The 11,851-nt window shown below is 44.5% G+C and carries 12 protein-coding genes, 2 pseudogenes and 1 riboswitch; of the genes and pseudogenes, 13 read left to right on the forward strand and 1 reads right to left on the reverse strand.

Going from position 1 to position 11,851, the window contains the following annotated elements:
- The first annotated feature begins 80 nt into the window (after positions 1 to 80).
- From ABIA61_RS04085 to ABIA61_RS04145, 13 genes and pseudogenes are all read left to right on the forward strand, one after another.
- Complete coding sequence (locus ABIA61_RS04085) at positions 81 to 1,670, forward strand: acetate--CoA ligase (RefSeq protein ID WP_404580335.1); 1,590 nt, start codon at positions 81 to 83, stop codon at positions 1,668 to 1,670.
- 46 nt (positions 1,671 to 1,716) lie between these two features.
- Positions 1,717 to 2,949: an aminopeptidase gene (locus tag ABIA61_RS04090; RefSeq protein ID WP_283656004.1), complete on the forward strand. Its 1,233-nt coding sequence runs from the start codon at positions 1,717 to 1,719 to the stop codon at positions 2,947 to 2,949.
- Between the two features lie 217 nt (positions 2,950 to 3,166).
- Positions 3,167 to 3,754: a TetR/AcrR family transcriptional regulator gene (locus tag ABIA61_RS04095; RefSeq protein ID WP_283656005.1), complete on the forward strand. Its 588-nt coding sequence runs from the start codon at positions 3,167 to 3,169 to the stop codon at positions 3,752 to 3,754.
- Positions 3,755 to 3,897: 143 nt separating this feature from the next.
- The gene (locus tag ABIA61_RS04100) at positions 3,898 to 4,524 is read left to right on the forward strand and encodes an HXXEE domain-containing protein (RefSeq protein ID WP_283656006.1); all 627 of its coding nucleotides are present in this window, start codon (positions 3,898 to 3,900) and stop codon (positions 4,522 to 4,524) included.
- Between the two features lie 120 nt (positions 4,525 to 4,644).
- Positions 4,645 to 5,427 (forward strand): DUF4309 domain-containing protein, encoded by a 783-nt coding sequence (locus ABIA61_RS04105; protein ID WP_283656007.1) that lies wholly within the window; start codon positions 4,645 to 4,647, stop codon positions 5,425 to 5,427.
- 161 nt (positions 5,428 to 5,588) lie between these two features.
- Complete coding sequence (locus ABIA61_RS04110; protein ID WP_044645890.1) at positions 5,589 to 6,116, forward strand: TetR/AcrR family transcriptional regulator; 528 nt, start codon at positions 5,589 to 5,591, stop codon at positions 6,114 to 6,116.
- Positions 6,117 to 6,185: 69 nt separating this feature from the next.
- Complete coding sequence (locus ABIA61_RS04115) at positions 6,186 to 7,142, forward strand: SDR family NAD(P)-dependent oxidoreductase (RefSeq protein ID WP_404580336.1); 957 nt, start codon at positions 6,186 to 6,188, stop codon at positions 7,140 to 7,142.
- Positions 7,143 to 7,312: 170 nt separating this feature from the next.
- Positions 7,313 to 7,900, forward strand: a complete 588-nt coding sequence (locus tag ABIA61_RS04120; RefSeq protein WP_283656009.1) for a sulfurtransferase TusA family protein — start codon at positions 7,313 to 7,315, stop codon at positions 7,898 to 7,900.
- A pseudogene (locus ABIA61_RS04125) lies at positions 7,897 to 8,800 on the forward strand (rhodanese-like domain-containing protein). Before ABIA61_RS04120 ends, ABIA61_RS04125 begins: the two are co-directional and overlap by 4 nt.
- Before the next feature lie 63 nt (positions 8,801 to 8,863).
- Positions 8,864 to 9,354: pseudogene (locus tag ABIA61_RS04130) on the forward strand (sulfite exporter TauE/SafE family protein).
- Between the two features lie 34 nt (positions 9,355 to 9,388).
- Positions 9,389 to 9,877, forward strand: a complete 489-nt coding sequence (locus ABIA61_RS04135) for a DsrE/DsrF/DrsH-like family protein (protein ID WP_404580337.1) — start codon at positions 9,389 to 9,391, stop codon at positions 9,875 to 9,877.
- Positions 9,878 to 9,953: 76 nt separating this feature from the next.
- Positions 9,954 to 10,220, forward strand: a complete 267-nt coding sequence (locus ABIA61_RS04140; RefSeq protein ID WP_044645886.1) for a metal-sensitive transcriptional regulator — start codon at positions 9,954 to 9,956, stop codon at positions 10,218 to 10,220.
- Between the two features lie 64 nt (positions 10,221 to 10,284).
- Positions 10,285 to 10,401, forward strand: a complete 117-nt coding sequence (locus tag ABIA61_RS04145; protein WP_404529661.1) for a rhodanese-like domain-containing protein — start codon at positions 10,285 to 10,287, stop codon at positions 10,399 to 10,401.
- A gap of 25 nt (positions 10,402 to 10,426) precedes the next feature.
- Here the strand turns inward: ABIA61_RS04145 and ABIA61_RS04150 are convergent, their stop codons facing one another.
- Positions 10,427 to 11,599 (reverse strand): right-handed parallel beta-helix repeat-containing protein, encoded by a 1,173-nt coding sequence (locus ABIA61_RS04150; protein ID WP_283656011.1) that lies wholly within the window; start codon positions 11,597 to 11,599, stop codon positions 10,427 to 10,429.
- 93 nt (positions 11,600 to 11,692) lie between these two features.
- A riboswitch (TPP riboswitch) is annotated at positions 11,693 to 11,802 on the forward strand.
- Positions 11,803 to 11,851: the final 49 nt, after the last annotated feature.

The raw sequence follows: 11,851 nt of genomic DNA on the forward strand, positions 1-11,851 counted from the left end.
TATTAGAACCTGGTACTAAGACGTGTTATAATAAGATTAGATCGTGGCTCTCATCTTATGTATAAAGGGGAATGTACAATTTGACAAATCAACAGCAATGGCTTGCGCCTGAATATTACAATATGACTTCGGAAATGGAGCATCATGACGCTAGCAAAACAGCACTCAAGTGGTTAAGCGAAACAGGAGACTACGAGGAAATCCCCTATGGGGAGCTGCTGAAAAAAGCTAATCGACTCGCTGGAGGACTCGCAGGACTGGGATTTAACAAAGGAGACAGGGTTCTGGTCGTAGTACCACGTCGAATTATTGCGTATGTGATTTACCTGGCATGCTTAAAGCTGGGACTTGCCGTTATTCCTTCTTCCGAAATGCTTCGGGCCAAGGATATTGCCTATCGACTTCGCCATTCGGAAGCGCGCGGGGTGATTGCCTGGACCGGAGTAATAGGTGAGGTGAACAAAGTAGACGGGGATTTGCCTTCCCTGGATTACCGTATCGCGGTTTCCAGCGACGACACGGTAGCTGAACCCGGCTGGCTGGCGCTGAATGAGCTGATGGCAGGACAGGAAGATACCTTTGAAGCTGTGAAAACGCACCGGGATGACATGGCAATTCTGGCCTATACCTCCGGTACCACGGGAAATCCTAAAGGTGTCGTACATAGCCACGGCTGGGGATATGCCCATCTTCGGATTACATCCCCTTGGCTGGATATCCAGGCCTCGGATACGGTATGGGCTACAGCTGCGCCAGGATGGCAAAAATGGATTTGGAGTCCGTTTCTATCCGTATTGGGAAATGGAGCCACCGGATTCGTATATAATGGTTCTTTTCGTCCGGGTCGCTATTTGCAGTTCTTACAGCAATACCGGATTCAAGTGTTATGCTGTACCCCAACGGAATACCGGATTATGGCGAAGACGGATGGTCTGGATCAATATGATCTGTCCCAATTGCGTAGCGCAGTTTCTGCGGGAGAGCCTCTTAATCAGGAGGTCATTAACAAGTTTCAGGAGCAGTTCAACATTAAGATTCGTGACGGTTATGGCCAGACGGAAAGCACTTTGATTATCGGTAATTTGAAGGACGCGCCATTGCGCACAGGTTCAATGGGGAAATCTATTGCGCCGGGACTGGTTGAGATCGTAGACGAGGACGGTGTTCCACTGGCTCCGGGTCAAGTGGGCGATATTGCAGTGCGTGCTGATCTGCCGGCATTATTCCATACGTATTACCTTGATCCAGAGCGCAAAGGTGTCAGTGTCCATGGAGACTATTTTGTTACAGGAGACCGGGCGCGCAAGGACGAGGATGGATACTTCTGGTTTGAAGGACGCGGTGACGATATCATTATTAGCTCCGGTTATACCATCGGTCCCTTCGAAGTGGAGGAAGCGCTCATGAAGCATGACTCTGTACAGGAGTGTGCTGCCGTAGCCAGTCCTGACGAAATCCGGGGACATATTGTAAAAGCCTACGTTGTACTCAAAGCCGGAGTAGAAGGATCACCTGAGTTGGTGAAGGAACTGCAACATCATGTGAAAGCATCGACAGCACCTTACAAGTATCCAAGAAAAATAGAGTTTATTCAGGAGCTTCCCAAAACCAGTTCGGGTAAAATAAGAAGAGTGGAGCTGCGTGAACTGGAGAAGCAGTCTGTACTGTAATTGTAGATTGTAAATATCATGAAATGCGGAACAGGAGCGTGGGGAAATGAGTTCATTTGAAGCATTGCTGGAGCAATATGCAGAACTGGTCGTAAAAGTAGGTGTCAACATCCAGCCCGGACAGGTGTTTTTGGTCACTGCACCACTGGAAACCGTGGAATTTACGCGGCTGATTGTTAACAAAGCCTATGAAGCAGGAGCCAAATATGTGCAGGTGGAGTTCGAGGACGATCAGATTACGCGCAGCCGTTTTGAGCATGGTGACGAAGCCAGCTTTGATTACTACCCGGCCTGGAAGGCAGAAATGCTGGAAAAACTCGCCGAGGAGGGTGGAGCCACGCTAACAATCAAGGTGCCGAACCCGGATCTGTATCAAGGCATTGATCCGCAAAAAGTATCGCGTGCAACGAAGGCGGCGGTAACGGCGAGAGAAGGCTTTTCCCAATATACCCGAAATCATAAAATCAGCTGGTGTCTGATCAAAGCACCCACGAAGGCTTGGGCGGATAAAGTGTTTGCTGATGTGGCGGAAGAGGACCGTATTCGTGTCATGTGGGAAACGATTTTCCAAATGAACCGTGTGGATGGCTCCGATCCCGTTCAGAATTGGCAGAATCATCTGAAAAACCTCGAACAGCTGCAAGACAAGCTGAATCATAAAAAGTATAAAAGCCTGCACTACCGCGCGCCCGGAACAGATTTAAAAATCGAACTGGCCGACGGACATATTTGGCGCAGCGGTGGTGCTGAAAACGAGCGTGGAGACTACTTTGTGGCGAATATGCCGACAGAAGAAGTATTCACAATGCCTAAACGTACAGGTGTAAATGGTTATGTCACCAGCACGATGCCGTTAAATTTGAACGGACAGCTGGTGGATCGCATCACATTTACCTTTAAGGATGGCAAAGTTACCAAATATACAGCGGAATCCGGCGAGCAACATCTGACTCATTTGCTGGCTACGGATGAAGGGGCCAGCTATTTGGGTGAAGTCGCGCTGGTGCCGCACGATTCGCCGATTTCCAATCTCAATCGCATCTTTTACAATACAGGGATTGATGAAAATGCCTCCTGTCACTTGGCGCTCGGCAGTGCGTATCCGTTTAACCTCGAAAAAGGAACACAAATGAACCGGGAAGAGCTGCTCCAGAACGGTGCCAATGTCAGCCTGACCCATGTTGACTTTATGATCGGCTCGGCTGAGCTGGATATTGACGGCGAGCTGCAGGACGGAAGTACAGAGGCTGTGTTCCGCAAAGGAAATTGGGCGATTTAAACCTTTTCTCAATCTCGATTAAAGCAACCCGCAAGCGATCTTATTCGTTTGCGGGTTTTTGTATATGCTAAATATCAAACTGTGCTTGTATTGCGAAATATAAAGTGCTAAACTGAGTTCAAACATAAATTTAAACATTGTTTTAAATTATGTTTGATTTATAGAATTCTGGTCTATTCAATCCGCTCTGATTGGACCAGGTAAGAGGAGGAGAAGTATGAATCACGTAGACAAAAAACAGCAAACCAAAGAAAAAATATTACACGCTGCGCTTGAATTCATTAAAAAGGAAGGTTTCGAGGCCGTTACAATCAGGAAAATTGCCGACCTGTCGACCACCAATATTTCTCTGGTTAATTACTATTTTGGCTCTAAGGAAAATCTGCTCAGTGAAGCCATTGAAGTGATATTGACTGGCTTTCAGCACACTTTTTCTATTTTGGACGATACAGCAATCCCACCCCAAGATCGACTGAAACAATTTTTGTTTGATTATTTACAGGTCATTCGGCAATACCCGGAGCTGCTCTCACGAGTCATTGTCATGGGCAGCACGCCCTTCACATCCCAACAGGAATACGGAAGGTTTTTAAACATGATGGGATTCCCCAAAGTGCAAAGTACGATCAAGGAGCTGACAGGTGAGCAACGGCCAGAGCGATTGTTAGCAATGATGCTGCAAATATTTGGGGCTATTTTTCTTCCCGCATTGATGAGCCCGATTCTTGAATCCGGAGCGGCTGTGGAAATGCCTTCAATCGAGGAACAATTAAACCTGTTGTTTGATAGATATTTTGATAAATGAGCATTTTGCAACAATCCCAAGAGCGATTTCAAATTAGCAATATATAGATCAAAACGGTCTAGTTTGTCTATATATTCTAATTTTAAGCGTTGGGAATCGAATGATGCAAAATGCTGAAATCATAAATGACTGGAGTGAATACTATGAATTTTCTGAGAAAATACTGGCAGGACGCAGGGGCTATCATTGGTGTGATCGTATGTATTGGTTTACTTATGAACAGGGCCATCTTTTCGGATATAACGGGAATTTTATGGTTAAGCTTTGTAGCCATCCTTTTTCATCAATTTGAGGAGTATCGCTGGCCTGGATATTTTGCCGGTCTATTTAACAACGTCATGTTTAAAAGTGAAACCCCGGATCGCTACCCCTTAAACACCCAATCAGCCATGATTATTAATGTGTTGATTGCCTATGTGTTTTATTTACTCCCGATATTATTTCCACGCGTGGTATGGCTTGGACTCGCACCTGTTTTTATGGGCTTCTTCCAGGTAGTCTGGCATGGCATTGTTGTGAATATAAAAGCAAAAACCTTATATAATCCTGGTTTATTGACGGCAGTGCTCGTGCATGTTCCGGTCGGAATCTGGTACATTCATGATATTGTGGAGTACAATGCACCGGCCCTAACAGACTGGATCTGGGGGACAATCTACTTTGCTTTTGCTGTATATATCTTCATCATAAAAGGGAATATGTGGTTGAAAAACAGCAATTCTCCCTATCCTTTTTCTCAACAACAGTTAGGATCGTACTATCGTAAATAGTGTATGTTGGATGATCTTCAATGTCCTTGTTTACAAGTTGGAAACAAGTAGAGGTATTCTGGAAATGTGGTTAGGTTACACTTGGTTTGTACCTCATTGAAACAAGGAAAGAGTGATCTCATGATAAAACATTCACATCAACCACATGAATCAAAAAAGCTACCCTATAAGCTAATAACGGCTACTGCTTTGATGGCTATCAGTTTCGTTGTCATCACCGGATGCGGCAATAGCGGAGAAGCAAAATCAACTGCTCCAATTACGGAAGGCGCGGTTGCACCATCTACCGATTCTACGGTTCAGCAAACGGGCAACAATAGTAAGAGTGCAGATGCGAACAAGCAAGGTTCGGACACAGACCAGCAAAGTCCGAGTCCAGCAGGTTCCCAGGATACCGGAAAGGTGTCTGAGCAAGGCTCAACCTCGGCCCGTCAGTCACCTGCCAGCAGTGCAGCGCCATCTAATAACACACACGGTTATCCAGCAAGCATACTCAGCGCAGCCAAGCAGGGGACACTTCCGAATTTGCCCAAGGGTCTTGGTTTGGGAACGGGCAGCGATCTTTTGTTCGAGCTGTGGGGAAAATCCGAGTCAGGCTCTACCGGTCATCTGCGGAGCTACGCCAAGCATCATACGGATATCGTACTGGATGGAAGCGATAAAGTTACAGAGATTACATCATCCGATCCATCTTATAAAAAGCTGGTTATCAACGAAGTCATTAAGGAACTGGGTAAGCCGACCGAAAGGAACGACACCTCCAAAGACGTACCGGATACAGCAGAAGTCAGTTATACCATCAAAAATACTTCCGGGCTTGATCAGTATTTAGTATTTTCCTATCAGACAAAAACACAAAAGGTCAACTATGTCAGATTGTATTTTAACTCCATGACTCCATAATCTGAGACACAATAAAAGAGTCGCTTCCGTAGCCATCCCGGAGGCGACTTATTTTTTCTGAGCGATTGCTATTGCATTTTCGTGTAGTGTCATTTATATTGGATTTAGTAATTGATCAATCACTAATCTGAATCTGTGTTGAACAAAAGGATGGAGATTTCATGACCAAAGCTACGTCAACATCAATAAATCGCCAAAAGGAAATCATATCCGCCGCCATTGAAGTATTTGCAGAGATGGGCTACTATCGTGCGACAACAGCCAAAGTGGCTGAACGGGCCAACATTTCTCAGCCGTATGTTTTCCGTTTTTTCGCTACCAAGGAAGCTTTGCTGATTGAAGCGCTGAAGGTTTCATTTGCACGCATCATCGACTCTTTTCACCGAGTTATTCATTCGGTTTCGTCTGAACGGCTAGAGCAGGAGCTTATTGCAGCATATTCGCAAATTATGGTGGAATACCGCAATGAGATTCTTTTGCAAATGCAGGCGCAGACAATCCACGAGGACGTGGTTGTGAACGTGATGCAGCAGGGATTTCGTGAAATTCATGCGGCGGTATATGATGCCTTCCGCCAGGCAGGTATTGAACAGGCATTGGAAAGAACGATGCTTTTTCTGGCTAGAGGCATGCTTTGTAATATCTCAATGTCGCTGGATTTGCCGGAGCTGATGAAAATAAACGATTAACCTCGTTTATTTTAATGTTATGTAATTGATCAATCACTAAATAATTATTCTATTTAAGGAGTGTTCACAATGAAAAAAGCAATCGTATTAGGTGCAACCGGAGGAACTGGGTTGGCAATTCTACATGAACTTCTCAACAGAGGCATTGAAACCATCGCCTTCGGACGTTCTTCCGACAGGCTCCAGCAATTACAAGCATCATTAGGTCAGCCAAAGCATCTGTCTGTTTATAAAGGCGATGTATTCGATCCGCATCAGGTTAGTGCTGCGGTTAAGGATGCAGATGTCATTTTCCAATGTGCGGCTGTTCCATACCACGAAATGGAGGCACGCCAGCTTCCTTTGGGGGAATCCGTCATGGAGGCAGTCAACCGTTTAGGGAAGAAAATAGTCATCATAGACGGAATTTATCCGTACGGCAAGGCATTGACCCCTTTAGTGAATGAGGAACATCCCAAAAACCCTCATACCCGCAAGGGAAAAGTCAAGCTGGAATTTGAAAATCTTATATTCAGTTCCCGCTGGGATCATGCACGGCCTATGATTGCAAGATTGCCTGATTATTACGGACCTACCGCCAACAAATCCTCTTATTTAGGATTGACTATAGAGGCTGTGGCTGCTGGAAAACCGGCTATTTTCATAGGAGGCTTAAATGTCCCACGCGAATATGTGTATCTGCCCGATGCAGCAGTGATGATCGTGGAATTAGCCAGCCTGGAAGAAGCTTACGGTCAAAATTGGAACATACCGGGAGCGGGTGTGATTTCCGGCAAAAAGCTTGTTCAGATTGCACAAAAAGCGAGTGGTAAAATTAAACCTGTCTTTCCGCTGCGAAAAACCGCACTTCGTCTGATCGGATTATTTAATCCGGTGATTCGTGAAATCGTAGAGATGCTATATCTGACCCAAACACCTGTAGTGCTGGATGGTAGCAAATACGAGCGTGTTGTAGGGGCTATACCCAAGACACCTTTTGAAACAGGTATAACGGATACCATACTCGCATTGAAAAAATGTCAATAATATCTATGATGAGGCTATATCAAGGGGACTCATTCGTGCAACTGTGAACGCCAACTGCCAAATAGGTTGACAAAGAGAGTGCGATTCGTTATTTTTATACCCATAGGGGTATATGTATAATGAAAATTTTAGATTACATTCCCCTCAAAAAATAAGCGGAGGTATGTACAATGTCATCAACTAACATCCAAGCAGATCAAATTCTGGATTGCATAGGACTTGCTTGTCCCATGCCCATTGTCAAAACGAAAAAAGCCATGAATGAACTCAATGCCGGGCAGGTTATCGAAATTCAAGCCACGGACAAAGGTTCACTAGCCGATTTACAGAGCTGGGCCCAAAACACCGGACATCAATATTTAGGCACTCTTCAATCGGGAGATGTGATGCAGCATTATTTACGTAAATCCAATCCCGATGAAACGAAGGAAGAACAGACCTTTCCATGGACGATAAGCCATGAAGAATTACAGACGAAACTATCCGCAAACGAGAAAATAACGTTGCTCGATGTCCGTGAGCCCGCAGAATTTGCTTTCAAACGCATCCCCGGCTCAAAATCTATTCCTCTCGGAGAGCTGGAAAGCAGACTCGATGAGCTAAATGTAGATGAAGAAATCGTAGTGATTTGCCGCACCGGAGTCCGTAGTGACCTGGCCTGCCAGCAATTAGCAGCCAAAGGCGCCCAAAACGTCAAAAATGTACCTTTAGGCATATCCGCCTGGACAGGTGCGACTGAGGGGAGCGAATCCTTATGAATACCACAACAAAAATCAACGCCATGACAGCGCAGGAATTGACCAAAATTATTTTGAATCAAGAACGTCTCTTTATTGTAGATGTCCGCAACGAGAGTGATTTTAACAATTGGAAGGTGGAAGGCGAACAGATTGAGATTATCAACCTTCCGTATTTCGATTTGCTGGATGGCGTTGGCCATGTACTGGAGCAAATTCCCGATAATGAACCCGTGTTAGTCATCTGCGCCAAGGAAGGGTCTTCTATATTTGTCGCGGAACAGTTGGTTGCAGCTGGGCGGGCCCAACTATTTTACCTTCAAGGAGGGATGAAAAGCTGGCGGAGAGCGTAGGGGCAACCTATTGGCTGCCATCCAAAGACGCTGAAGAGCTGACCTTTGATTATGCCAAGCTGGAAGATGGTCATGCCATTACGGTTGGTAACACAACGATTAACATCCAGCCGATTTACTCTCCTGGTCACACCATCGGCAGCACATCCCTAATTGTGGATCAGCAATATCTGCTGACCGGAGACATTTTGTTCATTCAATCCATTGGCCGTCCAGATTTGGCGGTGAAAGTGGAGGATTGGGTTGGCGACCTGCACACCACACTTTATACCCGTTACAAGGATTTGCCGGAAGATTGATCGTACTTCCTGCGCATTTTGGCAGCATCACGAAGCTGGGTAAAGGGGGTAAAGTTTCGGCACGATTAGCAGACATTTACCAGACGAATCCGGGTTTAAGCCTGCAAAGTGAGACTGAATTTAGAAATAGAGTGACTGCTAACTTACCAGAACACCCTAATGCCTATCAAGAAATTCGGCAGACCAACATGGGAAAAAAAGCACCAACGGAAGAAGAACAGCGAGACATGGAAATAGGACCTAACCGCTGTGCCATACATGACAACTAAAGTGGGTGCATGATGGATATTCTTCTGTATGGAATTATGGTGCTCCTGGGTCTGATCGGCGGAATGGTATCTCATTTTCTGGACGAACAAGTGATCAATATCATTTACGGGATGCTGGCGATGATCGCCGTCGTGCTGATGTTTATACCAAATAAAGGGAAACTCGAACAATCCACAAGCGAAATTACGTTTAACAAATGGATTGCGGTGGGGTCTGCCTTTTTGGTCGGTATCATATCAGGCGTCGTAGGTGCAGGAGGGGCATTCATTTTATTCCCATTATGTTAACCGTGCTCAAGATTCCTACCCGAACGACCATTGCATCCTCACTCGCTATTGTGTTCATTTCCGCCATTGGCGGTGTGATTGGTAAAATATCAACGGGCCATATTCCGATTATCGTAACTGCTTTTACGATATTGGGGAGTTTGATCGGCGCATCTCTGGGATCCAAATGGAGTGCGAAAATCAATCCAGTTATTTTGCGATACAGTTTAGTGGTATTGATCCTTCTTACTGCCATTAAAATTTGGAGTTCCATATTAGGAGTTTAAATAAGAAAGTTGTAGTGAAAAAGGAGCTTACAGGATGAATCAGGAATATACTCAGCAAAAAACAACCATCGTATTATTTAGCGGGGAGCTGGATAAGGCTATCGCTGCATTTATTATCGCGAATGGTGCGGCAGCTTACGACCATGAAGTGACCATCTTCTTTACGTTTTGGGGGCTAAACACGCTGCGTAAGGAGGAACTCGTACGCACAAATAAGGGGCTACTCGAAAAAGCCTTTGGCTGGATGATGCCGCGTGGACCCCAAAAGCTTGCATTGTCCAAAATGAATTTTGCAGGACTCGGCCCGCAGATGATCAAGCATGTCATGAAAAAGCATAATGCGCTTTCCCTTCCGCAGCTTATTGAGCTGGCACAAGAGCAGGGAATCAAGCTGGTGGCCTGCACCATGACCATGGATCTGCTAGGGCTTCAACAGGAAGAGATGATGGACGGTTTGGAATATGCCGGAGTAGCTGCCTACCTGGGGGATGCTTCGCAGGGCAAGGTAAATCTATTCATTTAGGGTGTCCTAATTATTTTTTTGGTTTATAATATACCTATACATGTATATGATTAAATCAAAAAGGAGTCTATACCTTATGGATTACAATTATAGTGATGAACTGAAAACGCGCCTGAGAAGAATTGAGGGTCAGGTGCGTGGGGTACTTCGTTTAATGGATGAAGGACAGTCCTGCAAGGACGTAGTAAGCCAGTTATCTGCCGTACGCAACGCATCAGATAAAGCGATTGCCCAAATCGTAGCAGAGAATCTGCAACGTTGTATATTGGAAGAGCAAGAAGCTGGTGGAGATACAGATAAACTTGTTAAGGAAGCGATTCAGCTTCTAGTAAAAAGCCGTTAAGGAGGTCATTTTCGGTCAATTGCTGGAAAGACAACACGAGCTTGATCCGAAGTAAGAAAAGATTATGGTATGCAGAAGCGGAAACCGCAGCGGGCTGGCATGTGAATTACTTGGCGAAAAAGGTTTTCATGCGGTTAATATGATCGGTGGCATGAATGAGTGGACAGATACAACGGTATAAGCATAAAATTTTTCTTAGGGCAATATTATTTCAAAAAATTATTGCCCTCTATACATAAGGAATACTGAACATAAGTGCCTAAATTTTGATTGAAATAAACACGATTTTGAGAAGTTTCCTTCGTAACCCGAATGCCAAAATCCCCATTTCCATTGGATATGATTTCATTTAAATGAATGCTGGATTGTTGAACATCCGTTTCCAGATAAATACCGTTCGAATCACTCGTCCAATCACGAATTTTACCACGCCCTTTCCATGCTCCAAAATTAGAAATGTTATTACTGGAAATATTGATTTTAGAACATCGCAAAACCTGGATGCCCGAGAAATCAGGATGATCAATCGTGTTGAACATCACGTTAATACCGCCAGAGAGCTGATCCAGTTCAATGCCAAAAAAGCGAGTGTCCAAGATAATATTATAAACAATCTCTAATCCATGGTATCGACTGCTTAATGAAATAGGGTGCTCTAAATTGCGGGAAACACGAATACCTGAATTGATCGAACGAAGGATGATGTTCCTTTCAATGCGATTGTTATAAGCGGGCAATGAGTAAGAGATACCGGAGAGAGGAGAATCCTTAATGAGATTGCCCAATACTTCGGAATCACGGCACATATAAAAAGAGATCGAGGAGCCAAATACATTGTTATAGCGCACTTTACCATTTTTCTGAAGAGAAAAGGATATGCCATCCCCTATAAAATCAGAATATACGGTGTTATTTTCAAACACATTTTCATTATCGAGATGATTTTCTTCTACTGCTGCAATCGTTTCTGCGCCTGCTGCCACCTTTGGACCCGCAAAGTATACGGCAAAAATACTTGCAGTACCTAAAATTTTATTTCCTTCAATGCGGGTACGGTTAGAGGATGCAATAACAAGAGCTGCTTGAGCAGAGTGAGTTAATGAATCTAGGGTTAAACGGGTAATTGAAACATCATTGGCGTTAATTGTAATTAAGTCCTTTGAAGGATCGGTTTGACGGAGTATCGTATGTTCAACGGATTCACCCTGTATTTTTGTAGCATGATTTTGAATCAGCACAGTAGAAGAAACATTGTAAATACCGTTTTTCACAAAAATATTTGTTTCATTGGATGCTAAGGCTTCAATTAGAGAAAGGTAGTCACCCGATCCATCAGCGGCTACAACAGCAGACGGGGAGGAGGCGATAGATTTGTCCAAAAAGTAAACCTCCAAACGTTTTCTACATATTGCGATCCATGTCTTTATGGCAATTACCTGTTGATTTTTGTACGACGAACCCGTAACATTAGAAAAAAATATAACGGGAGCCTGTGGAAGCAAGCTGAGAGTACGACTAAGCCGTCGTAGACCGTGTGAACCTGTTGGATAATGCCAGCGTAGGGATATAAGTGTATACATATGTATAAGCCAACAGCCTTTCACAGGTTCCTGAAGAAAGAAGGTTGTTTT

The organism is Paenibacillus sp. RC21, assembly GCF_044907935.1.
Classification (GTDB): Bacteria; Bacillota; Bacilli; order Paenibacillales; family Paenibacillaceae; genus Paenibacillus; species Paenibacillus terrae_A.